The following is a 25073-nucleotide window of genomic DNA, read 5'->3' on the forward strand; positions in this document are numbered from 1 at the left end:
CGTGCCGGGGCCGATCAGTCGACGCCGAACTCCATGGCGGCGCGGTCGAGGGCCTCGTCGGCGGCGGAGGCGACGCCCCGGGAGGCGATGGCCTCCGCGCCGCCCTCGGGCATCGCGCCGATCAACCCGGTCGAGGCTGCCTGCGCGGCGCCGATCATCCGCTGGGGCGCCGCGCCGCCGACGATTCCGAGGGACGCGTACTGCTCCAGCTTCGCCCGCGAGTCGGCGATGTCCAGGTTGCGCATGGTGAGCTGGCCGATCCGGTCGGACGGGCCGAACGCCGAGTCCTCGGTGCGCTCCATCGACAGCTTGTCCGGGTGGTAGCTGAACGCCGGGCCGGTCGTGTCCAGGATCGAGTAGTCCTCGCCCCGGCGCAGCCGCAGCGTCACCTCGCCGGTGACGGCCGTGCCGACCCAGCGCTGCAACGACTCGCGCAGCATCAGCGCCTGCGGGTCGAGCCAGCGGCCCTCGTACATCAGGCGGCCGAGGCGGCGGCCCTCGCTGTGGTAGTTGGCCAGGGTGTCCTCGTTGTGGATGGCGTTGACGAGCCGCTCGTACGCGGCGTGCAGCAGCGCCATGCCGGGGGCCTCGTAGATGCCCCGGCTCTTGGCCTCGATGATCCGGTTCTCGATCTGGTCGGACATGCCCAGGCCGTGCCGGCCGCCGATGGCGTTGGCCTCCAGCACCAGGTCGACGGGGCTGCCGAACTCCTTGCCGTTGATCGTCACCGGGCGGCCCTGGTCGAAGCCGATGGTGACGTCCTCGGTCGGGATCTCCACCGACGGGTCCCAGAAACGGACGCCCATGATCGGGCTGACCGTCTCGATGCCGGTGTCGAGGTGCTCCAGCGTCTTCGCCTCGTGCGTCGCGCCCCAGATGTTGGCGTCGGTGGAGTATGCCTTCTCGGTGCTGTCCCGGTACGGCAGGCCGCGCTCCAGCAGCCACTCCGACATCTCCTTGCGGCCACCCAGTTCGGTGACGAAGTCGGTGTCGAGCCACGGCTTGTAGATGCGCAGCATCGGGTTGGCCAGCAGGCCGTAGCGGTAGAACCGCTCGATGTCGTTGCCCTTGAAGGTCGAGCCGTCGCCCCAGATCTGGACGTCGTCGGAGATCATCGCCCGCACCAGCAGGGTCCCGGTCACCGCCCGGCCCAGCGGGGTGGTGTTGAAGTACGCCCGCCCGCCCGAGCGGATGTGGAAGGCGCCGCAGGTCAGCGCCGCCAGGCCCTCTTCGACCAGGGCGGCGCGGCAGTCGACAAGCCGGGCGACCTCGGCGCCGTAGCTGAGCGCACGGCCGGGCACCGAGCCGATGTCGGGCTCGTCGTACTGGCCGATGTCGGCGGTGTAGGCGCAGGGGACGGCGCCCTTGTCGCGCATCCACGCGACTGCGACAGAGGTGTCGAGGCCGCCGGAGAAGGCGATGCCGACACGTTCGCCGATGGGCAGGGAGGTGAGAACCTTGGACACGGGGAAGATTATTCAACAAGACGCATGGTCATGCAAGCGGATCGTCGCGACCCAGTTCCCAGAACGCCACCGCCGCCGCCGCGGCGACGTTCAACGAGTCCACGCCACGCCGCATCGGGACGACAACCCGCACGTCGCTGGCCGCCTGCGCCGCGGCGGTGAGGCCGGGGCCCTCGGCACCGAGCAGCAACGCCGCCCGCGCGCGCTGCGCCGGGGTCAACCGCTGAATGGGTACGGCGTCCGGCGCCGGCGTCATGGCGAGCACCGTGAAGCCCGCGTCCCGCACCTCGTCGAGGCCGGCGGGCCAGCGTTCGAGCTTGGCGTACGGCATCGCGAAGACCTCGCCCATGCTGACCCGGACGCTGCGCCGGTATAGCGGATCGGCGCAGGACGGCGACAGCAGCACGGCGTCGACGCCCAGCGCGGCGGCGCCCCGGAAGATCGCGCCGAGGTTCGTGTGGTTGTTGACGTCCTCCAGGATCACCACCCGGCGCGCGGCGGCGAGCACCTCGGCCGCCGTCGGCAGCGAACGGCGGTGGAACGACGCCAGCACCCCCCGGTGTACGTGGAAACCGGTGGCCCGCTGCAGCACGTCCTGGGTGGCGGCGTAGACGGGCGCGTCGCCGGTGTCCAGGTCGGCGAGCTGGTCGACGCGCTTGGCGTCGACCAGGTACGACCGGGCCGGGTAGCCGGCGCGCAGCGCTCGGCGCAGCACCAGCTCGCCCTCGGCGATGAACAGGCCGTGCGGGGGTTCCCAGCGGGTGCGCAGCTCGACGTCGGTGAGCGCGCGGTAGTCGGCGATCCGGTCGTCGTCGGGGTCGGTGATCTGGTGGACGGGCACCCGACGATTCTGCCCCGACGGCCGACCACCGCCCCGGACGCCCGCCCCGCGGGGCGTTTTGTCCGGTCGAGAAGGGGAACGACCGGTGGAGTACCGGACCCGACGGGAAGGACCAGCCAGGTGAGCGCAGACCACACGGCACCGGGCGAAGAGGGCACCCTGCCCCGACGTCCGACCGTTGCGGACCACATCGTCTCCCGCCTGGCGAGCTGGGGCGTGCGCCGCTACTTCGGCTATCCCGGCGACGGCATCAACGGCATCACCTCGGCTCTGCAACGCACCAACGAGCGCGCCCAGTTCGTCCAGGTACGGCACGAGGAGACCGCCGGCTTCGCCGCCTCCGCGCACGTCAAGTACGGCGGCGGGCCGCTGGGCTGCGCGCTGGTGACCAGCGGTCCCGGTGCCATCCACCTGCTCAACGGCCTGTACGACGCCAAACTCGACCACCAGCCGGTGGTCGCCCTGGTCGGGCACACCGCTGTCACCGCCGAGGGTGGCGGCTACTACCAGGAGGTGGACCTCCTCGCCCTCTACAAGGACGTGGCCTCGGCATTCCTGGCCCAGCTCGACCATCCGGCGCAGGTGCGTCACCTCGTCGACCGGGCGTGCCGCACGGCGCTGTCCCGGCGTACCGTCACCGCCCTGATCCTCCCGTCGGACCTGCAGGACGAGCCGGCCATCCCCGACCCGCCGCACGCGCACGGCTACTACCACACCAGCAACGTGCCGAGCAGCACGCCTACCGTGCCGCCGCAGGCCGACCTGCGCCGCGCCGCCGAGGTGCTGCGCGGCGGCGAGAAGGTGGCCATGCTTGTCGGGCAGGGCGCGCTCGGCGCCGAGGACGAGGTCCGCGAGATCGCCCACCGGCTCGGCGCCGGGGTCTCCACCGCGCTGCTCGGCTTCACAGTCGTCGACCACCGCGAGCCGTGGGTGACAGGCGCGATCGGGTTGCTCGGCACCCGGCCGAGCTGGCAGCTGATGAGCGGCTGCGACCGGCTGCTGATCGTGGGCAGCAACATGCCGTACTCGGAGTTCTACCCGCCACCCGGGCAGGCCCGCGCGGTGCAGATCGACCTGGACGGCACGCAGCTCGGACTGCGCTATCCGACCGAGGTGAACCTGACCGGCGACGCCCGTCCCACCCTCCGGGCGTTGCTGGACGAGCTGGGCCCCGGCCCGGGCCCGACCGCCTGGCGGGCGGAGATCGCCGAGGCCACCTCGGCGTGGCGACGCGCCCAGCGCGACCTGGCCGCGCAGAAAGCCGACCCGGTGAACCCGCAACTGCTGTTCACCACGCTCAGCGACCGGCTCCCCGACGACGCGATGCTCGCCGTGGACTGCGGCACCGCGACCGCCTGGTACGCCCGCCACGTGCAGGTCCGACCCGGAATGCTGGCCAGCCTGTCCGGGACGCTGCTGTCGATGGGCGGCGCCATGCCGTACGCGCTGAGCGCCAAGTTCGCCCACCCGGACCGGCCGCTGATCGCGATGATCGGCGACGGAGCCATGCAGATGAACGGCGTCAACGAGCTGATAACCGTGGCGAAGTACTGGCGCGGCTGGGCCGACCCGCGGTTCGTGGTGCTGGTGCTCAACAACAGGGACCTCGCGTTCGTCAGCTGGGAACAGCGCTCCAGCGAGGGCACGCCGATGTTCCCGGACAGCCAGCAACTGCCGGACATCGGCTACCACCGGTGGGCCGAGGTGCTCGGGCTGCACGGGGAGCTGGTCGACGCGCCCGAGCAGGTGCCCGGCGTCTGGGAGCGGGCGCTGGCCGCCGACCGGCCGGTCGTCATCAACGCGCTTGTCGACCCGGCCGAGCTGATGCTGCCGCCGCACTTCACCGTGGAGCAGGCCCGCAAGACCGCGGCGGCGGTGCTCCGCGGCGACACCGACTGGGCCGGCATCATCCGCCGTGGCCTGCCCGCGACGATCGCCAGCTACCGCCCCCGCCGCCGCAAGGGCTGACCGCGACGGTCGCGAGAGGAACCCGGCGCCTGCGGTGCCGGCAGATCGAAGGATTGCTCGAGATCAATCGCGGGTACCTGCCTGTCCGCTCACCCACGGGGGGTGGCACAAGGGAGCTGACGATGAGATCGACGACAGTCAGAGCAAGTGTGGCCGCGTTTGTGGTGGCGGCCCTGCTGAGCGGCTGCGGGGGTGGCGGTGACGACGGGAAGCCGGAGTCGACGGCACCCGCCGACAACGGTGTCGCCGCGCTCGCGCCGAACGAGGCCCTGCAGCGCGCCACGACGGCCGTGCAGAACGCCAAGTCGTACCACCTGGTGGGCGACGTCGACAACGACGGCCAGAAGATGAAGCTCGACTTCAAGGTGACCGGCAGCGACCTGGGTGGCCAGGTGTCCACGAACGAGGGCACCGTGGAGCTACTCTCCGTCGCCGGGCAGCAGTACATCCGGCCGGACGAGAAGTTCTGGGCCAAGAACGTCGGCGCCCAGGCGTCGGACGAGATCGTGAAGCTGATGGGCGACAAGTGGGCCAAGGTGTCCGCCAAGGACGACTTCTCCCAGCTGTTCGACGTCGCCAACATCGACGCACTGCTCAAGCCGGACGGCACCATGACCAAGGGCGAGGGCAAGGAGATCGACGGCGTCAAGACCATCGGCCTCGTCGACGGCGACAAGAGCGGCACGCTCTACATCGCCACCACCGGCGAGCCGTACCCGATGCGGATGGAAGGCAACCAGGACTCACCCGGTCAGATCACGTTCAGCGAGTTCGGCGCGACCTTCGACGACGTGAAGGCGCCGCCGGAGGGCCAGGTTGTCGACTTCGACCAGTTGAAGAACAAGAAGTAGACGACACGAGGCGCCTCCCCACCCTGCGGTGGGGAGGCGCCGTCGTGTCGCGGGTCAGTCCCGCCGGTCGCTGGCCGGGCTCGACAGGGCTTCCCGCGCGGTCTGGAGAATCTCCTCCGACAGGGGCGTCTGACCCGTCGCGCGGGCCAGCGTGAGCGCACCGACCATCGTGGCGAGGTCGACGAGCGCGCGCCGGCGGGCCTCGGTCCCGTCTCGGCCGGGCGCCTCCGCGAGGTCCGTCATTCGCTTGACGGTCTCCTGAAGACCCATCGCGTACGACGTGCGGAGCGGGCTGTCGGCGGATGCCCGGGCGGCGTCGGCGGCCAGCGCGGTGTTCGCACATCCCGTGCCGGGTGTGTCGCGATGCTCGGGTGACAGGTAGTGCCGCAGCAGCGCGCTCCGCGCTTCCGACCGGTCGGGTAGGTCGTCGGAGAACTGGTCGAGCAGGGCCAGGAGTTCGCCGAACGCCGTCGTGGCGGCAATGCCCAGCAACTCGTCCTTGGAGCTGAAATGCTTGTAGAAACCTCCGTGGGTCAGCCCGGCGGCACCCATGAGGTCCTGCACGCTCATGCCCGCCGCGCCGCGTTCGCGGAGCAGCCGCGAGGTGACGGCCACCACCTCCTCGCGGTGCCTCGCCGCTTCGGCACGTGACGTCCTGCCCATCGCGCTTCCTCTCTCACGTGCTCACCACTCGACTCCTCGATTATAGAGGATGGCCCTAATCCAAAACTTGCCGCGGCGGCGAACCTTCGTTAGATTATGAGCGTCATCTAAAGCTCGAGGACTTGGAGAGCCCCATGAGCACCTACCTGATCAACCACCTGCGCATCCCCGGCGGCATCCCGAACGAGGCGGGCCTGTCGTACCTGGAGCAGGTTGAGGCGACCGTGCGCCCGTACGGCGGCAAGTGGCTCGCCCAGGGCGACGTGGACGTGGTCGAGGGCACCTGGCCCGGCTCTGTCGTCCTGATGGAGTTCCCCACCCGCGCCGACGCCGAGAACTGGTACAACTCGCCCGAGTACCGGGCAATCCTGCCACTGCGGACGAACAACGCGGTCTCGGACATCATCCTGGTCGACAGCCTGGCCCCGGACTTCACCGTCGCCGGTTTCGCCCAGCAGGTGCGCGCCGCCATCTCGGCAGCCTCCGCCAACAGCTGAGGCTGGGCCCGGTCGAGTCATACTCCGAGGTCACCGCCAGGCACGGCAGTGACCTCGGAGTGACCGAGGCCGCCATCGGACCTGCGGGAAGAGCACGGCGGCCCGGCCCGAGGTGGGCCAGGCCGCCACTGCATGCGGGGTCAGCCCCGCCGGTCGAGCCAGCGTTGCAGGGCCGAACGCGGGTCCTGAGCGGGCTGCTGCTGACGCTCGGGGACGGTCGGGCGCTCCACCGGGCGGTGGGGCTCGCCTGCCAACTCCTTGCTGGGAGCGGCGAACGCCTTCTCCGGCTGCCCCTTCACCGCCGTGGCGATGACCCGGGCGACCGCGTCGATCACCTTGCTCTGCACCGCGGAGCCCACCGCGTCGGCCGGGTCGTCCGGGTTGGCGGCGATGCCGGCAACGGCCACCTGCGGGGTGAAGCCGACGAACGTCTCGGTGGCGTTCTCCTCCGAGCTACCCGTCTTACCGGCCACCGGCCGGCCGTCGAGGATGTCGTTCACGCCGGTGGCGGTGCCGCCGTTGCACTGCCCGAACGCCGACTGCTGGCCCACCGGGCACCGAGCCGCGTCGGTCGCGGCACGGGCGATATCGGGGTCGAGGACCTTCTTGCAGGACGGCTGCCCGACCGGCACCTTCGCGCCGTTCGCGTCGGTCACCGAGACCACCGGCACCGGCGTGCAGTAGGTGCCTTCGGCAGCCACCGTGGCGTACGCGTTCGCCAGGTCCAACGGAGTGGTGGCCGCCACGCCGAGAGTGAAGGAACCCCAGTTGGCGGCGTTGTTCTTGGCGAAGGAGGCGTCCGAGTCGGCGCGGAAGGTGATGCCGAGCCGCTGCGCCATCTGCACCACCTTGTCCTGGCCGACCTGCTCGGCCAGCCAGACGAAGTAGGTGTTCACGGAACGACCGAAGCCGTCCCACATCATCCGGTACCCGTCCATCCAGTCCGGGTTGGCGTTCGCCGGGCACCAGTGCCCGTCGCAACTGCCCGGCCCCTCGGCGGCGTACCGGGTGGGCAGCTTGGCGGGCGCGTCGAAGCCGGTGGAGAGGGTACGGCCCGACTCCAGCGCGGCGAGCATGGTGAACAGCTTGAACGTCGAACCCGCCTGGTACCCGTCGACACTGGCCCCGCCGGAGATCAACGGGTTGACGGTGTTCGGGTAGTTCGCCTGCCCGGCCGGGTTGTCGGCCAGGCTGTAGTGCCTGTTGACCGCCATCGCCAGCACCCGCCCGGTGCCCGGCTGCACGGCTGCGATCGGCAGTGCGCGCTTGTTGTCGTAGGAGTACACCTTGGTGGCCTGCTGTTGCGCGGTGGCCTGGACCTTCGGGTCCAGCGAGGTGACGACGGTGTAGCCGCCCGAGCGCAGGGCCTGCTCGCGCTCGGCGGTGGTGGCGCCGAAGGCCGGCTGGGTCAGCCACCACTGACGCAGATAGTCACAGAAGTAGCCCCAGTCGTCGTGGCCCTGAGCGACGGCGGTGCAGCCGTTGGGCTGCGCGGTCGGGTGCAGGGCCAGCGGCTGCGCCTTCGCCTGCGTGGCCTGCGCGGCGGTGATCGCGCCGGTGGCGACCATCGAGTCCAGCACGTACGACCGACGGGCCAGCGCCTCGTCCTTGTCGCCACCGATCGGGCTGTACGCGTCCGGGGACTGCACCAGGCCGGCGAGCAGCGCCGACTCGGCAAGGGTCAGCTTCGCCGGCGCCGTGCCGAAGTAGCGCTGGCTGGCCGCCGCGATCCCGTACGCTCCCGCGCCGAAGTAGGCGATGTTCAGGTACCGGTTGAGGATCTCGTCCTTACCGAGGCTCTTGTCCAGCGCGCCCGCGTACCGGATCTCCTGGAGCTTGCGCCCGACGGTGGGGTCGGTGGCGGCGGCGCGCTCCTCGGGCGTACGGGTGGGGTCGGTCTTGAGGACGTTGCGGACGTACTGCATGGTCAGCGTGGAGCCGCCCTGCTCGGTGCCGCCGCCCTTGACGTTGGCGACCAGCGCCCGGGCCAGGCCCCGCAGGTCCGCGCCGCCGTGGTCGTAGAACCGCCGGTCCTCGGCCGCCACGATCGCCTGCCGCATCACCGGGGCGACGTCCGCCAGCGCGACGTCGGTGCGGTTCACGTCGTAGAACGTGGTGAGCAGCGTCTTGCCGTCGTTGGCGTAGAGGTACGAGCGCTGCGGGGTGGCCGGTGTCTTCAGCGAGGCCGGCAACGCGGCGTACGACCCGATCGCGGCGCGCGCGGCGAACCCGACCAGCAGGTTGCCCGGGAGCGCGGCGACGGCCAGGGCGAGCCCTGCCAGCACGCCGGCGAGCAACACGGTGAGCAGCCGCGACAGCGGCGAGCGAGAGGCGGCCATGCTCCCCAGGATTGCCACAAAAAACGCCAACCGACCACCCCAACCCACCGAGTGTCACCAACTTCACCCGCTCATCCCCCACCCCACCCCCACCCCCACCCCCACCCCCACCCCCACCCCGCCCCCACCCCCACTCGCGTTGATCATGAAGTTATTGCCACGACACGCCGAAGCCGAGCGCAATAACTTCATGATCGACGCGGCTGAGGGGTGGGTGGGTGGGTGGGTGGGTGGGTGGGTGGGTGGGGGGTGGGGTTTAGGGGGTTGGGGTGCTCAGGCTGGCGCTGGCTGCGTCTCTGGCGGTTTCTCGGGGCATCAGGCGGCCGGAGCGGTAGCCGATGCCGATGCCGGCGATCAGCACGAAGATCGCGCCGAACGTCTGCAGCGAGCCGATCAGGGCACCTCCCAGGCCGAGCAGCGGCGCGGCGATGATCAGCATGACGCCGTCACCGAGGCTGAAGGTGCCCGAGCGGGCCACCGCCCAGCCGGTGAGGAACCAGCCCACGCTGTAGAACGTCGCGCCGAGCAGGACCAGCGACCGCGCGGTGGTGCCGAAGACCGGCGTCTGCTCCTCCAACCCGGCGAAGGGCAGCATCAGCACAGTGCCGGCGATGCTGACCAGCAGGCCGGCGGCGGCCACCCGGCGGCTGCGCGTGGCGGCCAACAGACCGGTGAGGGCCAGCAGCGCGAGCAGGCCGAGCCACACCGCGGCCACCCAGCCGATCAGGTACACGGCCCGGCCGTCGGCCGGATACGGGTCGTTGCCCACCCCGCCGTCGCTGGCCATCGCCACCGCGCCGTAAAGGATGGCGTACGCGGGCAGCAGCCACACCGCGGCCCGCGCGAACCGGCGTACCGACCAGGCCCAGCTGGCGTTCGTGGCCGGCCCGGCCGGGGTCGGCTCGCCCACGAAGGGGAGTACGCCGAACCCGCCACCGGTGCTGCGGGAGCCCAGTGGGGCGGCCGGGTCGTGCGCGCCGGGCACCGGGGCCGAGGACCACATCCGATTCGCCGGATCCTTCATGCGTCACCTCGCTCGTCCACGAGCGGTGCGGAACGCGCCGGGGCGCCCCGATTACCTGGTCACCACCCGTCCTAGGACCGATCGTGGCAGGCATCGGAGCGCCCCATGAGTGTTTCTCGCATTCAGGGCCTGCGTCGAAGCCCCTGACCGGCCGGTCGGCCGGCGTGCCGGATCAGCCGCGCTCGCGCTGGTCGGCCGGGTCCTCGGTCAGGCTGGGCGCGGTGACCGGCTCCGGAGCGGGCAGCCCCTGCGGCTTGTTGCCGCCGGTGGCCTGCGCCTCGGCGACGCGTACCTCGTCGTGGATCTGCTGGGCGGCATCCGCCGCAGCCTGCGCCGCCTCCGCGGCCTCGCGCTCCACCTGGCTCGCGTGGTCGGCAGCCTCCGGCGAGGGCAGGTCCCCCACCATCTGGCTCAGCCCGCCGAGCGCGCCACCCATGCCCTCCAGGGCCTTGGTCAACTCGGCCGGGATGATCCAGACCTTGTTGGCACTGCCCTGGGCGATCTGGGGCAGAGCCTGCAGGTACTGGTAGGCGAGCACCTTCTGGCTCGGGTTGGCCTGGTGGATCGCGTCGAAGACCGTCCGGATCGCCTTCGCCTGACCCTCGGCCTGCAGGATCCGGGCCTGCCGGTCACCGTCGGCGCGCAGCACCGCCGACTGCTTGTCACCCTCGGCGGTGAGGATCACCGACTGCTTGTGCCCCTCGGCGGTCAGGATCGCCGCGCGGCGGTCCCGCTCGGCGCGCATCTGCTTCTCCATCGAGTCGCGGATGCTGGCCGGCGGCTCGATCGCCTTGATCTCCACCCGGGTCACCTTGATGCCCCACCGACCGGTGGTCTCGTCCAGCACGCCGGAGAGGTGCCGGTTGATCTCGTCCCGGCTGGTCAACGCCCGCTCCAGGTCGAGCGAGCCGATCACGTTACGCAGCGTGGTGACGGTGAGCTGCTCGATGGCCTGCAGGAAGCTGGAGATCTCGTAGGTCGCCCGGACCGAGTCGACCACCTTGAAGTAGAGGACCGTGTCGATCGAGACCACCAGGTTGTCCGAGGTGATCACCGGCTGCGGGGGGAAGCTGACGACCTGCTCCCGCATGTCGACCTTGGTGCGTACGGCGTCGATGAACGGCACCAGCAGGTTGAGGCCGGGGTTGAGGGTGCGCTTGTACTTACCGAGCCGTTCCACCACGTCCTGGCGCTGCTGCGGCACGATCCGCACCGCCTTCGCCAGCGTTATCACGGCGATCAACGCCACCGCGATCACCAGCACACCCAATATCGTCATCCCGTTCACCCTCTCGCTTCCGGCAGCTCGCCGGCGGAAGAAACATCGTCCTGCCAGACCAGGGCGGTCGCGCCCCGGACCTTTATCACCCGAACCCGCTCACCGGGCTCGAAAGTCTGCGTCGTGTCGTACGGCCGGGCGGTCCACAGCTCCCCGTCGATCTTGACGAGGCCGTGGTCGGCGTCCACCCGCTCCAGCACCAGGGCCGTGGAGCCCTCGATCGCCTCCACGCCGAACGGCTGCTCGCCGCTCTCCAGCGCCGAACGGTGATGCCGCCGAATCACCGGACGCGCCACCACCAGGCTCAACGCGGACACCACCGCGAAGACCAGAGCCTGCACGGCCACCGGTGCGCCGAGAGCGGCGGCACCGGCAGCGGCGAACGCACCGAGCCCGAACATGATGAGAAAGAGCGTCGTCGTGAAGATCTCGGCGACCGCCAGCACCACACCCAAAACGATCCACACCACCGCGTCCACACCACGATCGTGACACGCAAACGCACGCGCGGCCTCCCCAGGAAGATCAGTAGGCTCATCGACGCCCTTTCCGGCCCGCCGAAACGCCACCAATCGGCTCCCAACCCGAGGAGGTCCCCCTTGACCCTGCTGCCCGAGACCGCCCGTCAGATCGACGTCCGGGTCGCGCAGGCCCAGGCCGACGGCCACGTCCCCTCGCTGGTGCTGGGCGTCGTGCGCGACGGCACGCTGGCGCACCTGGCCCTGGCCGGAGAGCATCCCCGCCCGGACGTCGATCTCCAGTACCGTCTGGGCTCGATCAGCAAGACCATGACCGCGACCCTGATCATGCAGTTGCGCGACGCCGGCCGGCTCGCCCTCGACGACCCGCTGGAGCGACACCTGCCGGGCACCGGCGTCGGCGCGCTCACCCTGCGCCAACTGCTCGCGCACGTCAGCGGCATGCAGCGTGAACCCGAGGGCGACTGGTGGGAACGCGCGGCCGGCGTGGACCTCACCACCCTGCTCGCCGGGGTCACCCCCGACAAGATCGCTTATCCGCCGCACGCCACCTACCACTACTCCAACCTGGCGTACGGACTGCTCGGCGGCGTCCTCGAACGACTCACCGGGACGCCCTGGGCCGACCTGCTCGGCGAGCGGATCCTCACCCCGCTGGGCCTGCGCCGCACCACGTACGCGGCCACCGAGCCGTTCGCCCGTGGCTACGTCGTACACCCCTGGCACGACACCCTGCGCGAGGAGCCGCGCACCGACACCGGAGCGATGGCCCCGGCCGGCCAGCTCTGGTCGACGATCGAGGATCTCGGCCGCTGGGCCGCCTTCCTGGCCGATCCCGACCCTTCGGTGCTGGCCGCCGAGACGCTCACCGAGATGTGCTCGCCCGTGGTGATCAGCGACCAGGAGTCCTGGACACACGGCCACGGACTCGGGCTCGAACTCTTCCGGGAAGGCGACCGGATCTACGTCGGACACGGCGGCTCCATGCCCGGCTACGTCGCCTCGCTCGCCGTGCACCGGCCCAGCCGCACCGCGGTCGTGGGCTTCGCCAACTCGTACGGTTTCCGCACCGGCTACCTGGGCGGGCTGAGCCGGCAACTGCTCACACTGGTGTTGGACGCCGAACCCGCCCCGGTCACCGCGTGGCGACCGACCGCCGCCCCGCCGTCCGCCGGACTCGCCGAGCTGACCGGCCGCTGGTGGTGGATGGGCACCACCATCGAGGTGTACGCGGACGCCGCCGGCGACCTGCACGCCGGACCGGTCGGCACGCCGAACCTCTTCGTCGCCGAGGGCCCGGACCGTTGGCGGGGCCGGGCCGGCGGACAGGACGGCGAGATCCTCACGGTGCGCCGCGACGAGCAGGGCCGCGCGGTCGCGCTGGACATCGCCACCTTCGTCTACTCCCGCACCCCCGACCAGGAGCCCTGAGCGCCGGCCGCGCCGACCGCCCGCACGCGCCGCACGCGCCGGCCGCGCCGCGCCGTTTGCGCCGCGCCGACCGCCCGCGTCGCCTCGCGCCGTCGGGCCCAAGATCCGCGCAACTTCCCTGATGTTGCTGCCTCGGAGCGCCTGGAGGCAACAACATCAGGGGAACTGCGCGGATCAGGCTGGTTCGGTGACGAAGTCGATGAGGCGTTCCATGGCGTTGATCAGTGGAGTCTCGACGTCGGCGAAGCTGTTCACCCGGGACAGGATGTGTCGCCACATGTCGGCCGGCTCGGCCACCCCGAGGGCCGCGCAGACCCCCTCCTTCCACGGACGCCCCGGCGGCACCACCGGCCACGCCGCGATGCCCAGCGCGGCCGGCTTGACCGCCTGCCACACGTCGACGTAGGGGTGCCCGGTCACCAGCACGTACGGCGAGGTCACCCGCGCCACGATCCGGCTCTCCTTGCTGCCCGGCACGAGATGGTCGACAAGCACACCCAGCCGCCGGGTGGGGCCGGGGCCGAAGTCGCGAACCGTGGCGTCGAGGTCGTCGATGCCGTCCAGGGGCTCCACGACCACGCCCTCGATCCGCAGGTCGTCGCCCCAGATGCGCTCGACAAGCGCGGCGTCGTGGATGCCCTCCACCCAGATCCGGCTGGCCTTGGCCACCTGGGCGCGCACATTGTCCAGCGCCACCGAACCGGACGCGGTACGCCGACGGGCCGCCGGCACCGGGGCGCGGCTCGGGCGGCGCAGTGTCACCGGCCGGCCGTCGAGCAGAAACGCCGCGGGTAGCAGCGGGAAGTTGCGCCGTTTTCCGTGTCGGTCCTCCAACACCACCGCGCCCGCCTCGAAGCCCACCACCGCTCCGCAGAACCCGGAGTCGGCGTCCTCCACCACGAGCTCCGGTTCGGCGTCCACCTCGGGGGTGACCTTCCGCCGCCGCCAGTCCCCCGCCAGCACGTCCTCGCCGTATCGCCCCGCCATGTCGATCACGCTAACCCCACGCCGCCGGCCCGTGTCATCCCGACACACCGTCACCTGCCACCGCCCAGGACGGACGAGGCAGGCACCCGAGCGCCGCCCGTCAACTGGCGGGACCCGCGCCTGAGCCGAGGCGTGCCCACGGCTGGGCAGGCGGGGAGCGGATGGGGCGAAGGGGGCAGTTCGGGGCAGGCAGGGCAGCCGGAGCGGCAGTCGAGACAGGGCCACCGATGACCACGTACCCTTTCGGCATGTCCACCCCCGCAACGGGCGCGGCCACGCTTGCGCCGCGCCGGTCGAGCCGGTTCGTTGCCTGGGTGCGCGCGTGGCGTGCCGGGCTGGTGCCGTTCGACGAGGTCGCCGACGCCATCGCCGGTGACGAGGAGCACCTCGTCGCGGACGCCCCCGGCACCTGGACCGACGTCCCGCTGGGTGCCGCGCTGCCCACCCTGGCCAAGCTCTCCCCCGACGAGATCCGTCTGGTGCTGCCCGCGCCGGGTGACCCGCGGGGTCTGCCCGGTCCCGGGGACTTCGCCGGGGCGGCGCTGGTGGCGGGCGAGGCGGTGGTGGCCGGTGGGCTGGGCCTGATCCCGCAGGTCCGCAGCCACACGTCCGGTTCGGGGGACTGTTTCGAGACGGTGCTGTGGCGGGTCTACCCGCTGCCGGCCAACGCCCCGGCGGCCTCGCTGTCGCTGCCCGGCGCCGCCGAGGCGGAGGCCGAGCTGGCTGCCGCGCTGGCCGAGACGACCGCCGCGCTGACCCGTCTCGACGTGGCCCAGTGGCGGCCCGAGTTGGCCGGAGCGCTGGCCGCGCTGCGCCGCCCGGACGGCGCCACCGACCTGCCACCGGGCTTCGACCCGCGGGCCCGCCGGCTCTTCGCCCGGGCTGCCGTGCTGGACCGGGTGCTCGCGCTGGCCGGGCACGCCGCCCCCGGTGGCGCGATCAACAACTACGAGGCCCAGCAGCGCGACGCCGCGCTGCGCCCGCTCACCACGGCCTGCCGGCAGGCACTGGTGGCCGCCTGCAACGCCCCCCTACGCCCCTGACCCACCCCCCGCCGCGCGGCGTCAGATCTCGTCGAGCAGGTCCGCCACCGAGCTGATGATCCGGGACGGGCGGTACGGGTAACGCTCCGCCTCGGTACGGCTGCTGATGCCGGTGAGCACCAGGATGGTCTCCAGCCCGGCCTCCAGGCCGCAGAGGATGTCGGTGTCCATCCGGTCGCCGATCATCGCCGTGGTCTCCGAGTGCGCGTTGATGGTGTTCAGCGCGGAGCGCATCATCATCGGGTTGGGCTTGCCGACGAAGTACGGCTCCACCCCGGTCGCCTTGGAGATCATGGCGGCGACCGACCCGGCGGCCGGTAGTGCGCCCTCCACGGACGGGCCGGTCACGTCGGGGTTGGTGCAGATGAACCGGGCCCCGTCGTTGATCAGCCGGACCGCCTTGGTGATCGCCTCGAAGCTGTAGGTGCGGGTCTCGCCGAGCACCACGTAGTCCGGGGCGAAGTCGGTGAGCACGTAGCCGACCGCGTGCAGCGCCGTGGTCAGGCCGGCCTCGCCGATGACGTACGCGGTGCCGCCCGGCCGCTGGTCGGCGAGGAACTGGCCGGTGGCCAGGGCGGACGACCAGATCGACTCCTCCGGCACGTCCAGGCCCATCCGGCTCAACCGGGCCGTCAGGTCCCTTGGTGTGTAGATCGAGTTGTTGGTCAGCACCAGGAACGGCTTGCCGGAGGCGCGCAGCCGGTTGATGAACTCCGGTGCGCCGGGAACCGGCTGGCCCTCGTGCACCAGCACACCGTCCATGTCGGTGAGCCAGCTCTGCACGGGCTTACGGTCATGCATCGGTGCTCCCAGCGGGCGTCGGGCGGCGGGTCGGTACGCAGCAAACGGTGGGGCAGGTGTCCCACATCGGCAGCTCGCCGAGCCGGCGACGTAGCTGCGCGCCGTCCGGGTCGGTCCGCTCGGTGACCAGCTCCCGGACCATCGTCACGAAGCGCGGATCGGTGCCCGGGGTGCCGGCCCGGACGAAGTCCAGACCGAGCTGCTTGGCCGTCTCCAGCGCCTCGGTGTCGAGGTCCCACACGACCTCCAGGTGGTCGGAGACGAAACCGATCGGGCTGACCACCACGCTCGTGGTGCCGCCCTGCGCGAGGGCGGCCAGGTGGTCGTTGATGTCCGGCTCCAACCACGGCACCTGTGGTGGGCCGGAGCGGCTCTGCCAGACCAGGTCGTACGCGAGGCCGGGTGCGGCGGCAGTGGCCACCAGCCGGGCGGCCTCGCGCAGTTGCGCCTCGTACCGGCCGCCGTGCGGGCCGGCGTTGGCCGCCATCGAGCTGGGGATGGAGTGGGCGGTGAACACCAGTCGGGTGGTGTCCCGCTTGGCCGGGTCGAGCTGGCCCAGCGCGGCACGGACGGCGTCGGTGTGCGGCTCGATGAAGCCGGGGTGGTCCCAGAACTGGCGGAGCTTCTCGATCACCGGGGCGTCCGGGCCGACGGCGGCGCGGGCGGCGGCGATGTCCTCCTGGTACTGCCGACAGGACGAGTAGCCGCCGTACGCGCTTGTGACGAAGGCCAGCGCCCGGGTCACCCCGTCGTCGCGCATCCGCGTCACGGTGTCGGCGAGCATTGGATCCCAGTTGCGGTTGCCCCAGTAGAGGGGCAGGTCGAGACCGTGCGCGGCGAAGTCGGCGCGGACGGCGGCCAGCAGCTCGCGGTTCTGCTGGTTGATCGGGGACACCCCGCCGAAGTGCTGGTAGTGCTCGGCGACCTCGGCCAGCCGCTCGGGCGGCACACCTCGGCCGCGGGTCACGTTCTGCAGGAACGGCATCACGTCCTCGGGCCGTTCGGGCCCGCCGAAGGACACCAGCACCACCGCGTCGTACGCCATGGGGTCATTCTTGCCCCTCGGCCGTGACGGCCCGGCGACGCCCCCTGGTCCGGACGCGTGGATCACGCGGCCGGCGGCCAGGGAGCGGCGCGGCGCGGCGTCAGGAACCGATGGCGTGGTAGCCGCCGTCGACGTGCACGATCTCGCCGGTGGTGGCCGGGAACCAGTCGGAGAGCAGCGCCAGGCAGGCCCGGGCGGCCGGCTCCTGGTCGGTGAGGCTCCAGCCCAGCGGCGCCCGCTCGGCCCAGGCCTCCTCGAACTGGTCGAAGCCGGGGATCGACTTCGCGGCGATCGTCCGCAGCGGCCCGGCGGCGACCAGGTTGCTGCGGATGCCCTGCTTGCCCAGGTGCAGGGCGAGGTAGCGGGACGCGGACTCCAGGCCGGCCTTGGCCACGCCCATCCAGTCGTAGACCGGCCACGCCTTCGTCGCGTCGAAGGTCAGGCCGACCACCGCGCCGCCTGCCGACATCAGCGGCAGCGCCGCCATGGCCAGCGACTTGTACGAGTAGGTGGAGACGTGCAGGGCGGTCGCCACGTCCTCCCAGGGCGCGTCGAGGAAACCGCCGCCCAGGCAGCTCTGCGGGGCGAAGCCGATCGAGTGCACGACCCCGTCGAGGCCGTCGACGTGCTCGCGGACCCGGTCGGCGAGGCTGGCCAGGTGCTCGGTGTTCGTCACGTCGACCTCGATCACCGGCGCGGGCTCGGGCAGCCGCTTGGCGATCCGCTCGACCAGGGAGAGCCGGCCGAAGCCGGTCAGCACGACCTGCGCGCCGTTCTCCTGGGCGAGCTTCGCCACCGAGAAGGCGATCGAAGCCTCGGTGATCACACCGGTGACGAGCAGCCGCTTACCGGCGAGCAGTCCGGACATCGCTGATTTCCTCCGTAGTCAAAAGGGTTAGTGGCCCATGCCGAGGCCGCCGTCGACCGGGATCACGGCGCCGGAGACGTACCCGGCGCTGTCCGAGGCCAGCCAGGTGACCACGGCGGCGACCTCGTCCGGGCTGGCCATCCGGCCGGCCGGAATGGACTTGAGGATCTCCGCCTTGCGGTCGCCGGAGAGGCCGGCGGTCATGTCGGTGTCGATGAAGCCGGGCGCCACCACGTTCGCGGTGATGTTGCGGCTGCCCAGCTCCCGGGTGATCGAGCGGGCGACGCCGACGAGGCCGGCCTTGCTGGCGGCGTAGTTGACCTGCCCGGCGCCGCCGGCGAGGCCGACCACCGAGGAGATGAAGATCATGCGGCCCCACTTGGCGCGGAGCATCTTGCCGGAGGCGCGCTTCGCGACCCGGAACGCGCCGGTGAGGTTGGTGTCCACCACGTCGGTGAACTGCTCCTCGGACATCCGCAGCAGCAGCGTGTCGGCGGTCATTCCGGCGTTGGCGACAAGCACCTCGACCGGCCCCAGCTCGGCCTCGACGGCGGCGAACGCGGCGTCGATGGAGGCCGCGTCGGTGACGTCGGCGCGTACGCCGAACAGCCCGTCGGGGGCGTCGCCACTGCGGTGGGTGACCGCCACCCGATCGCCCTGCTTGGCGAAGGCCTGCGCGATGGCCAGGCCGATCCCCCGGTTGCCCCCGGTCACCAGCACGGTTCGGGACACGGTTCCTCCTTGCGAATGGTCAGCACGGACGCGTCGGAGCCTAGGCGTTACCCGCAGGTAAGCGCTAACGGGCGTCGCGTCACACTGGGGTACGACACCGGAATCAACCCCTGGTGGCACGCCTCGCAACGGGGTCGGCCCGTAGCCTCCGGGTGGTGAACCGGCAACCGATCGTCATGGCGCTGCGGGCGCTGCGGCAGACCCTGTGGGGCCCCGACGCCCCGCCCGGTCGACAGCTGCTGGCCCGCTGGCCCCGGCTGGCCCCGTACGCCACCCCGGTCGGGCTGCTCGCCGCGCTCGGCCTCTTCCTGATCACACTGAACGTGGAGAGCAGCTGGGGCCTGCCCACGCCAGTCGCGCTCCTGTTCGCGGGGATGACCGTGGCGCCGCTGCTGGCGCTGCCCCGGCGTCCGCTGCTGGCCTGGCGGCTGACGGTGCTGGCCCTGCTGATCTGCACGTTCAACGCGCCAGCCAACCGGTCCTGGCCGTGGACCCCACCGCTGGTGCTCGGATCGGTCGCGGTGGTCGCGGTGGTCGTCGCGCGCGTCGACAGGCCGGTGCTGGTCTGGTTGGTGGTGATCAGCACGGTGCCGGTGCTGACCTTCGTCCACCCCGACAATCGGGTTCCGGTCCTGCTGCTGCTCGGTGCGCTGGCGATCGTCGGTGACCTGATCCGGCGCAACCGGCTGTCCCGGCGGGCGCTGGCCGCGCAGACCGAACTGAGCGAGCGGGAGCAGGAGCGCCGCGCGGTACTGGAGGAGCGCACCCGGATCGCCCGCGAGCTGCACGACGTGGTGGCGCACCACATGTCGCTGATCGCGGTGCAGGCCGAGACCGCGCCGTACCGGCTGACCGACGTGCCGGCGCCGGCAGCCGCCGAGTTCGCCGCCATCGCCGGCTCGGCCCGCGACGCGCTCACCGACATGCGGCGGCTGCTGGGGGTGCTGCGCAGCGAGGCCACCGGTCCGCAGACCGCACCACAACCCGACCTGGGCGACCTGGGCGCGATGGTGGACGTGGCCCGCCGCGCCGGGCTGCCGGTGACGCTTGACGTCGACCCGTCGATCGACGGGCGGGTGCCCGCGCCGGTCGGGCTTGCCGCGTACCGCATCGTGCAGGAGGGGCTGGCGAACGCGGCCCGGCACGCGGCCGGCGCCGCGGTGCGCGTCACCGTCCGCACCGGCCGGTCCGGTCTGGGAGTACGCGTCGAGAACTCCCCGGCCGACGCCCGACCGGCCACCGACGGCGGTCCGGGGCACGGGCTGACCGGCATGCGGGAGCGGGCCACCTCGCTGGGCGGTACGTTCACCGCCGGGCCGCTGCCCGACGGCGGTTACGCGGTGGCGGCCGAACTGCCGTACGAGGCGGAGAGCGGAGACGCATGATCAAGGTGCTGATCGCCGACGACCAGGCGATGGTCCGGCAGGGCTTCGGCGCGTTGCTGGCCGCCCAGCCGGACCTGCTCGTGGTGGGTGACGCCGCCGACGGCGCACAGGCGGTCGCCGCCACCCGCCGGCTCGACCCGGACGTGGTGCTGATGGACGTGCGGATGCCGGTCATGGACGGGCTGGAGGCCACCCGCAAGCTGCTCGGTGACCGGTCGGCGCAGCGCCCCCGGGTGCTCATCCTGACGACGTTCGACCTGGACGACTACGTGTACGAGGCGCTGCGCGCCGGGGCCAGCGGCTTCCTGCTCAAGGACGCCCCGGCGGCCGACCTGGTGCAGGCGGTGCGGGTGGTGGCGGCCGGGGACGCGCTGCTCGCCCCGGCGGTGACCCGCCGGTTGATCGCCGAGTTCGCGGCCCGCCCGGACCGGCGCCGGCCCCGCCCCACCGACCTGGCCGGACTGACGCCCCGCGAGACCGAGGTGCTGCGGTTGATCGCCCGGGGCCGCAACAACGCGGAGATCGCCGGTGACCTGGTGGTGGCCGAGCAGACCGTGAAGACGCACGTCGGGCGGATCCTCGGCAAGCTGGGGCTGCGCGACCGTGCCCAAGCCGTGGTGTTGGCGTACGAGACGGGTCTGGTCGCCGCCGGCGAGTAGTCCTCCGGAGCCACCCGGGAAACGGCTCCCCGGTGCGACGACCGCGACCCGTGCGTCCCCGCACTCTCCTCCGGACGACATATCCGGAGGGAGAACGTGATGCGACGACGAGGTGCCGCCCGTTTCGCACTGAGCGCACTGCTCGGCGTGAACCTGGTCCTGCCCAGCCGACCCGAGCCGGTCGCCGCGGCGAGGTTCGTCGAGGCGTACCCGGTCAGCGCGGCGGCGATGCGCGCGGCCGGCCCCCCGTACGCGGACTGGGCAGCCGACGGACGCCGGTTCCTGGTCTTCGACCCGCGCGGTGACGGCCGCGCGGTGGAGGTGCTCGGCGACCTGGCCGACGCGGACCGGATCGCGGTGCTGGTGCCCGGGGTGGGTAGCACCCTCGCGGACTTCGACCGCGGGTTGGGCGGGGTGGCCCGGCGGGCGCCGGCGGTGCAGGCCACGCAGCTCTACGCGCAGGTGCGGTCGACCGACCCGACGGCGCGGGTCGCGGTGCTGGCCTGGCTCGGCTACGACCCGCCCGACGGGGTGCTGTCCGCCGTCAGCGACGCCAGCGCCCGGCGTGGGGCGGCCGGGCTGGCCGGGCTGCTGCGGGAGCTGGCCGCACGCCGCCCCACCGCGACGATCACGGTGATCGGGCACAGCTACGGGGCGTTGGTGGCGGCGCTGGCGGCGACGCACGCCCCGGCGCAGGTCGCCGACGTGGTCAGTCTCGGTGGCGTCGGCGCCGGGGTGCAGCGCGCCGCCGACCTGCGCGACGGTCTGCGGTTCTGGGCTGCCGAGGCGCCGTCGGACTGGATCCGCCGGGTGCCACCGGTGCGGCTGCCCGGCCTCGGCTACGGGCGTCGCCCCGGCGATCCGGCGTTCGGCGCCCGGCCGCTGCCGGTGGACGGGGTGGCCGGGCACGACGGCTACCTGGTGGCCGGCAGCGGCACCCTGGTCGCGGTCACGGCGGTAGTGCTCGGCAGCGGCCCGGTCGAGGACGCCCGGTGAGCCGCGATCGCGCGGTCGACGCGCTGCGGGCGTACGCGATCGGTGGGGTGGTGTTCGGGCACTGGCTGGTCACCGGCCTGGTGCTGGCCGGCGACGGCGGGCTGCACCAGGCCAGCCCGCTGACCACGATGCCCGACCTGGCCCCGATGACCTGGGTGTTGCAGACGCTCGGCCTGTTCTTCTTCGCCGCCGGCTTCGGCTCAGCCCGGTCGCTGGCCCGGCACCGGGGCGGCACGGGACGCTGGCTGGCCCGCCGGTTGCGCCGGCTGCTGCTGCCCACGGTGGCGCTGCTGGGCGCCGGCGCGGCAGTCCTGCTGGCCGCCACCGTGGCGGGCGCACCCGACGACACGCTCACTGTCGGACTGCACCTGGCGGTCAGTCCGCTCTGGTTCCTGGCGCCGCTGCTGCTCCTGGTGACGGCGAGCGGCCCACTGCGCGCCGCCGTACGCCGGTGGGGCGTGGCGCGTTGCGTCGTCCCGGCGGTGGCCGTGGTGGCGGCGAGTGACGTGGCGGTGCGCCTGCTGCCGGACGGGGTGGCCGTGGCTCCGGTAAGCGTGGTGGCGGCGTGGGCCGTGCCGTACCTGCTCGGCCTGGCGTACGCCGACGGGCGGTTGGCCGGGCGGCGGGCGGCCGGCCTGCTCGCGGCCGGTGGGGGCGCGGTGCTGGCCGTGCTGCTGGCGGTGGGCTACCCGGTCAGCGCGGTCGGTGTGCCCGGGGACGGGGTGTCCAACCTGAACCCTCCGTCGCTGCTGGCGGTGGCCCTGGCCGTCACCCAGGTCGGGCTGGGTCTGCTGGCCCGGCCCGGCTGGGAACGGCTGCTGGCCCGGCCGCTGCCGAGCCGGGCGGTGACCGCGGTGAACCACAACGCGGTGCGGATCTACCTGTGGCACCAGCCGGTGCTGATCACGGTGACCGCGCTCACCGCCCGGGGTGGCCTGGCCCTGCCCGGACTGCACACCGCGCCGGACGGCCCGGGGTGGGTGCTGGCCCGGTTCTGCTGGCTGCCGCTGCTCGCCACGGTGCTTGTGACAATCGTGCGAACGGGCCGCCGGGCCGGGTCGACGGACCGCCCCGACCGGTGGCGCCGGCCGGGCGGTGGAGCGGTCGCCGACCGGTCGGCCGAGTGCGTCCCGGCGCCGGCGCAGGTGTACGATCATCGACGTTCCGGCCGGGCCGACTTGCAGGAGGTGATCGCTGTGCGAGATAGCGATCCTCCCAGTCGTGGCCGGGCCGATGGTCAGCCCCGCTGAGCCACGACTCAGTCTGGCGAGCTGACCCCGCTCCGCTCCCCCACCGCCTCGGCTGACGCCGGGGCGCGTGTGCCGCGCCGTCCGATCACCGGACGGTCGCCGGGAGCCGCCCGGTCACGACTTCGTGTGCGCGTCCCCACCCCCTGCGGTCCGCCCCCGCACGCGGACCGTCCAGCCGCCACCCGGAGCCGTCCATGAGCCGCTACGTCGCCCCGCTGGGCTTCACCCTCGCCGCCGTCTGGGTGGCCGTCGTCTTCGTCCTGGCCGGCGGCGGTCACTGACCGCCGCTCGTCCGAGGTTGTCGGTTGCCGGCGCGGGTGCCTGCCCGGCTGACCCGTAACGCTACGGGAATCCGCCAGGGCCCGGCGAGGAGCGCGACGCCGATCTGCGCGACGCCGGCGACGACCAGCGTTGTTCCCGTGCCGACCAGGCCGATGATCGTTCCGCCGGCGAGCAGGCCGAGCGACACAGCCCCGTCGTGCACCAAGCTCTCTGCGGCGAAGGCCGCTCGTCGTTCCGCGCCGTCGGTGCGAACACTGATCAACCGGTTCACCGCCGCGATACCGAGGGGCATGGCGAAGCCGCCGACCGCCGCCAGGTAGGCGATCGACGCCAGCGACGCGGTGAACAGCGGCAGAACCATGAAGGTCGCACCAAGAACGGCCCAACCGGCGGCGATGGTCGCCAGTGGCGGCAGCCGGGGTACGAGCATCGGCGCGAGCAGTGCGCCGACGACGGAGCCCGCACCGTACCCGGTCATACCGGCCGCGATGAGCAGACCCGGCCGGCCTGTCTCGGCGCCGAGGATCGCCAGGCCGAGCGTGAAGGCGAACCAGGCCAGCCCTCCGATCCCACCCATGACCACAGCGCGACGCACATCGGGATGTCGGGACAGGACGTGTCGCAGGGCAGGAGCGTCGCTCGTTGCCCCACCCGGGGCGACGGGGGCACGGCCCCGTACGGTCAGCAGCGCGACCACACCAAGCCCGACGCCGAGCGCCTCGGCCCAGAGCAGCCGGAACGGACCGTCGAGCGTGATCGCCCAGCCGGCCAGCGGCGGTGCCAGGATCATCGTGGCGCGATGGGCGAAGTCCTGCCAGGCGAGCATCCGGGCGGCGAGTTCGGTGCCCAGTCCGTCGCAGATGTCGGCGAGCAACGCCCGCTGGGCCGGGCCGCTGAGCGCGGTGCCACAGCCGGTGATCAAGCCCGCGGCGATCAGGTGGATCGGGCCGACGGTGCCGAGCACGGCGCCGACGGGCACGACCAACAACCCGATCACCTGGACGGCGAGCACGCCGGCCAGCACACGGCCGGTGGTCAACCGCTGCCGGATACGGCGAGCCCACCAGGCCGAGGTGAGCATGGGTAACCCGACCGCCCCGCCGACCAGCCCGGTGGCCCAGGTGGAGTCGGTCTCGGCGAGCGCCACGAGGGGCAGCGCGAGGGCTGTCGTGCGCTGCCCCATCCAGGTCAGGAATGTCGTCGTCAGCATGACGGCGATGTCACGTCGAGCGGTCATGGAACCAATCCTGATCTTGCCTGGGACCGTCGGGTAGATCGCGGATCGGCCGAGTAGCTCATAATCTTGGCTTATGAGCTCATCCCCATCGGTCGAGGACCTGCGGCTCGTCGAGGCACTCGCCCGACACGGCTCGCTCGGAGCGGCGGGGCGGGAACTGCTGATCAGCCAGCCGGCCGCCAGCAACCGGCTGGCGGCGCTGGAACGGCGGATCGGCGAACGGCTCTTCGATCGGGACACCACCGGGGCGCGGCCCACCCCGGCCGGCAGGGCCCTCGCGGCAGAGGCGGCACACGTCCTCGCCCATCTGGAAGAGATCTTCGATCGCACCCGAGTGGCAGCGCACACCGGGACGCTCACGATCGGCACCTTCGGCAGCCTCGCTCCCTGGCTGTTTCCGGCGCTGGAGGAGTTGTTGGCCGGAAGAAACGTGCACCAGGTCACCGACCATGGCGACCGACTGGTCGACTGGGTCGGCGAGGGCTCACTGGATGCGGCCTTCGTCGCGATCGCCAATCAGATGCGGCTGCCCGGCACCGTGAGCGCGCTGCCTGTCGGCGCCGACAGGCTGGCCGTACTCACCCCGCCGGACTTGACGCTCCGTGCCGGACGTCGGCCGTTCGCCGGACTCGACGTCATCGCGTACACCTACGACATGTCCACGGCTGCGCTGCACCGGCGGCTCTCCGAACTGGGTGCTCGACCACGCGCGGCAGCCACTGCCGAAACAGCCGTACGAATGGGCCGTCTGCTGCGGTGCCCGGTCGTCCTGCCCCGGGGAATGGGCCTCGCCTACGCCGAACCGCAGGAACGGGTCGGGGCCGTAGCGGTGGCCGGTCGGCTCATGCTTCACCTGGTTACCCGCCGGCCCACGCCACCCGTCCTGGCCCGCGCCGCGCTCAGCCTGCCCGCCCGCCTGGCCCTGGACCCATTGATGAAACCCTGAGCCG

At 72.3% G+C, this 25073-nt stretch carries 23 protein-coding genes; 10 read left to right on the forward strand and 13 right to left on the reverse strand.

Going from position 1 to position 25073, the window contains the following annotated elements; all coding sequences use genetic code 11:
* Positions 1–14: 14 nt before the first annotated feature.
* Positions 15–1466, reverse strand: coding sequence for an argininosuccinate synthase (gene argG / locus ACGFIE_RS21880; protein ID WP_393297187.1), 1452 nt, complete (start codon positions 1464–1466; stop codon positions 15–17).
* A 28-nt stretch (positions 1467–1494) separates the two neighbouring features.
* Complete coding sequence (locus tag ACGFIE_RS21885; RefSeq protein WP_393297189.1) at positions 1495–2307, reverse strand: TrmH family RNA methyltransferase; 813 nt, start codon at positions 2305–2307, stop codon at positions 1495–1497.
* Positions 2308–2427: 120 nt separating this feature from the next.
* Here ACGFIE_RS21885 and ACGFIE_RS21890 point away from each other — a divergent pair, with 120 nt between their 5' ends.
* Positions 2428–4275, forward strand: a complete 1848-nt coding sequence (locus tag ACGFIE_RS21890; RefSeq protein WP_393297191.1) for a thiamine pyrophosphate-requiring protein — start codon at positions 2428–2430, stop codon at positions 4273–4275.
* A 122-nt stretch (positions 4276–4397) separates the two neighbouring features.
* A complete protein-coding gene (locus ACGFIE_RS21895) occupies positions 4398–5126 on the forward strand; it encodes a hypothetical protein (protein ID WP_393297193.1) in 729 nt (242 codons plus the stop codon).
* A 54-nt stretch (positions 5127–5180) separates the two neighbouring features.
* Here ACGFIE_RS21895 and ACGFIE_RS21900 read toward each other — a convergent pair whose 3' ends face one another.
* Positions 5181–5789: a TetR/AcrR family transcriptional regulator gene (locus ACGFIE_RS21900; protein ID WP_393297195.1), complete on the reverse strand. Its 609-nt coding sequence runs from the start codon at positions 5787–5789 to the stop codon at positions 5181–5183.
* A 134-nt stretch (positions 5790–5923) separates the two neighbouring features.
* On the opposite strand from ACGFIE_RS21900, the gene ACGFIE_RS21905 reads away from it, so the two are divergent.
* Positions 5924–6286, forward strand: a complete 363-nt coding sequence (locus ACGFIE_RS21905) for a DUF1330 domain-containing protein (protein WP_363688204.1) — start codon at positions 5924–5926, stop codon at positions 6284–6286.
* Positions 6287–6426: 140 nt separating this feature from the next.
* On the opposite strand, the gene ACGFIE_RS21910 is transcribed toward ACGFIE_RS21905, so the two are convergent.
* From ACGFIE_RS21910 to ACGFIE_RS21925, 4 genes are all read right to left on the reverse strand, one after another.
* Positions 6427–8625, reverse strand: coding sequence for a transglycosylase domain-containing protein (locus ACGFIE_RS21910; RefSeq protein WP_393297197.1), 2199 nt, complete (start codon positions 8623–8625; stop codon positions 6427–6429).
* Between the two features lie 256 nt (positions 8626–8881).
* Positions 8882–9649 (reverse strand): hypothetical protein, encoded by a 768-nt coding sequence (locus ACGFIE_RS21915; protein WP_266244281.1) that lies wholly within the window; start codon positions 9647–9649, stop codon positions 8882–8884.
* Between the two features lie 172 nt (positions 9650–9821).
* The gene (locus ACGFIE_RS21920; RefSeq protein ID WP_363689969.1) at positions 9822–10928 is read right to left on the reverse strand and encodes an SPFH domain-containing protein; all 1107 of its coding nucleotides are present in this window, start codon (positions 10926–10928) and stop codon (positions 9822–9824) included.
* Positions 10929–10933: 5 nt separating this feature from the next.
* The gene (locus ACGFIE_RS21925) at positions 10934–11407 is read right to left on the reverse strand and encodes an NfeD family protein (RefSeq protein WP_393297200.1); all 474 of its coding nucleotides are present in this window, start codon (positions 11405–11407) and stop codon (positions 10934–10936) included.
* 120 nt (positions 11408–11527) lie between these two features.
* Between ACGFIE_RS21925 and ACGFIE_RS21930 the strand changes: the two genes are divergently transcribed.
* Positions 11528–12838: a serine hydrolase domain-containing protein gene (locus tag ACGFIE_RS21930; RefSeq protein WP_393297202.1), complete on the forward strand. Its 1311-nt coding sequence runs from the start codon at positions 11528–11530 to the stop codon at positions 12836–12838.
* Between the two features lie 174 nt (positions 12839–13012).
* On the opposite strand, the gene ACGFIE_RS21935 is transcribed toward ACGFIE_RS21930, so the two are convergent.
* Positions 13013–13825 (reverse strand): DUF3097 domain-containing protein, encoded by an 813-nt coding sequence (locus tag ACGFIE_RS21935; RefSeq protein WP_393297204.1) that lies wholly within the window; start codon positions 13823–13825, stop codon positions 13013–13015.
* Positions 13826–14073: 248 nt separating this feature from the next.
* On the opposite strand from ACGFIE_RS21935, the gene ACGFIE_RS21940 reads away from it, so the two are divergent.
* On the forward strand, positions 14074–14868 hold the full coding sequence (locus ACGFIE_RS21940) for a hypothetical protein (protein ID WP_358107977.1): 795 nt from the start codon (positions 14074–14076) through the stop codon (positions 14866–14868).
* 21 nt (positions 14869–14889) lie between these two features.
* Here ACGFIE_RS21940 and ACGFIE_RS21945 read toward each other — a convergent pair whose 3' ends face one another.
* The 4 genes from ACGFIE_RS21945 to fabG all read right to left on the reverse strand — a co-directional run bounded on the left by ACGFIE_RS21945 (position 14890) and on the right by fabG (position 18314).
* On the reverse strand, positions 14890–15669 hold the full coding sequence (locus ACGFIE_RS21945; protein WP_363689977.1) for an HAD-IIA family hydrolase: 780 nt from the start codon (positions 15667–15669) through the stop codon (positions 14890–14892).
* A complete protein-coding gene (locus ACGFIE_RS21950) occupies positions 15662–16714 on the reverse strand; it encodes a ferrochelatase (RefSeq protein WP_393297206.1) in 1053 nt (350 codons plus the stop codon). The genes ACGFIE_RS21945 and ACGFIE_RS21950 overlap by 8 nt, the downstream gene beginning before the upstream one ends.
* A 100-nt stretch (positions 16715–16814) precedes the next feature.
* Positions 16815–17582: an enoyl-ACP reductase FabI gene (gene fabI, locus ACGFIE_RS21955; protein ID WP_363689981.1), complete on the reverse strand. Its 768-nt coding sequence runs from the start codon at positions 17580–17582 to the stop codon at positions 16815–16817.
* A 27-nt stretch (positions 17583–17609) separates the two neighbouring features.
* The gene (fabG, locus tag ACGFIE_RS21960) at positions 17610–18314 is read right to left on the reverse strand and encodes a 3-oxoacyl-ACP reductase FabG (protein ID WP_363689983.1); all 705 of its coding nucleotides are present in this window, start codon (positions 18312–18314) and stop codon (positions 17610–17612) included.
* Between the two features lie 155 nt (positions 18315–18469).
* On the opposite strand from fabG, the gene ACGFIE_RS21965 reads away from it, so the two are divergent.
* The 4 genes from ACGFIE_RS21965 (at position 18470) to ACGFIE_RS21980 (ending at position 22604) form a co-directional block, all read left to right on the forward strand.
* Entirely contained in the window at positions 18470–19699 is a 1230-nt protein-coding gene (locus ACGFIE_RS21965) for a sensor histidine kinase (RefSeq protein ID WP_393297209.1), read from the forward strand.
* Entirely contained in the window at positions 19696–20358 is a 663-nt protein-coding gene (locus tag ACGFIE_RS21970) for a response regulator transcription factor (RefSeq protein WP_007462555.1), read from the forward strand. The genes ACGFIE_RS21965 and ACGFIE_RS21970 overlap by 4 nt, the downstream gene beginning before the upstream one ends.
* 99 nt (positions 20359–20457) lie before the next feature.
* The gene (locus tag ACGFIE_RS21975; RefSeq protein WP_393297211.1) at positions 20458–21354 is read left to right on the forward strand and encodes an alpha/beta hydrolase; all 897 of its coding nucleotides are present in this window, start codon (positions 20458–20460) and stop codon (positions 21352–21354) included.
* A complete protein-coding gene (locus ACGFIE_RS21980) occupies positions 21351–22604 on the forward strand; it encodes an acyltransferase family protein (protein ID WP_393297213.1) in 1254 nt (417 codons plus the stop codon). The genes ACGFIE_RS21975 and ACGFIE_RS21980 overlap by 4 nt, the downstream gene beginning before the upstream one ends.
* Before the next feature lie 274 nt (positions 22605–22878).
* On the opposite strand, the gene ACGFIE_RS21985 is transcribed toward ACGFIE_RS21980, so the two are convergent.
* Entirely contained in the window at positions 22879–24123 is a 1245-nt protein-coding gene (locus tag ACGFIE_RS21985; protein ID WP_393297215.1) for an MFS transporter, read from the reverse strand.
* Positions 24124–24196: 73 nt separating this feature from the next.
* On the opposite strand from ACGFIE_RS21985, the gene ACGFIE_RS21990 reads away from it, so the two are divergent.
* A complete protein-coding gene (locus tag ACGFIE_RS21990; RefSeq protein ID WP_393297217.1) occupies positions 24197–25069 on the forward strand; it encodes a LysR family transcriptional regulator in 873 nt (290 codons plus the stop codon).
* Positions 25070–25073 lie beyond the last annotated feature (4 nt).

The sequence above is a fragment of the Micromonospora sp. NPDC049275 genome, assembly GCF_043197115.1.
In the GTDB taxonomy this organism is placed as follows: Bacteria; Actinomycetota; Actinomycetes; order Mycobacteriales; family Micromonosporaceae; genus Micromonospora.

Excerpts from the sequence above, each read along its gene's own strand:
- ACGFIE_RS21895 (WP_393297193.1), top strand. The coding sequence starts at position 4,398 with ATGAGATCGACGACAGTCAGAGCAAGTGTGGCCGCGTTTGTGGTGGCG.
- ACGFIE_RS21900 (WP_393297195.1), bottom strand. The coding sequence starts at position 5,789 with ATGGGCAGGACGTCACGTGCCGAAGCGGCGAGGCACCGCGAGGAGGTG.
- ACGFIE_RS21905 (WP_363688204.1), top strand. The coding sequence starts at position 5,924 with ATGAGCACCTACCTGATCAACCACCTGCGCATCCCCGGCGGCATCCCG.
- ACGFIE_RS21910 (WP_393297197.1), bottom strand. The coding sequence starts at position 8,625 with ATGGCCGCCTCTCGCTCGCCGCTGTCGCGGCTGCTCACCGTGTTGCTC.
- ACGFIE_RS21915 (WP_266244281.1), bottom strand. The coding sequence starts at position 9,649 with ATGAAGGATCCGGCGAATCGGATGTGGTCCTCGGCCCCGGTGCCCGGC.
- ACGFIE_RS21920 (WP_363689969.1), bottom strand. The coding sequence starts at position 10,928 with ATGACGATATTGGGTGTGCTGGTGATCGCGGTGGCGTTGATCGCCGTG.
- ACGFIE_RS21935 (WP_393297204.1), bottom strand. The coding sequence starts at position 13,825 with ATGGCGGGGCGATACGGCGAGGACGTGCTGGCGGGGGACTGGCGGCGG.
- ACGFIE_RS21940 (WP_358107977.1), top strand. The coding sequence starts at position 14,074 with ATGTCCACCCCCGCAACGGGCGCGGCCACGCTTGCGCCGCGCCGGTCG.
- ACGFIE_RS21945 (WP_363689977.1), bottom strand. The coding sequence starts at position 15,669 with ATGCATGACCGTAAGCCCGTGCAGAGCTGGCTCACCGACATGGACGGT.
- ACGFIE_RS21950 (WP_393297206.1), bottom strand. The coding sequence starts at position 16,714 with ATGGCGTACGACGCGGTGGTGCTGGTGTCCTTCGGCGGGCCCGAACGG.
- fabI (WP_363689981.1), bottom strand. The coding sequence starts at position 17,582 with ATGTCCGGACTGCTCGCCGGTAAGCGGCTGCTCGTCACCGGTGTGATC.
- ACGFIE_RS21970 (WP_007462555.1), top strand. The coding sequence starts at position 19,696 with ATGATCAAGGTGCTGATCGCCGACGACCAGGCGATGGTCCGGCAGGGC.
- ACGFIE_RS21975 (WP_393297211.1), top strand. The coding sequence starts at position 20,458 with ATGCGACGACGAGGTGCCGCCCGTTTCGCACTGAGCGCACTGCTCGGC.
- ACGFIE_RS21985 (WP_393297215.1), bottom strand. The coding sequence starts at position 24,123 with ATGACCGCTCGACGTGACATCGCCGTCATGCTGACGACGACATTCCTG.
- ACGFIE_RS21990 (WP_393297217.1), top strand. The coding sequence starts at position 24,197 with ATGAGCTCATCCCCATCGGTCGAGGACCTGCGGCTCGTCGAGGCACTC.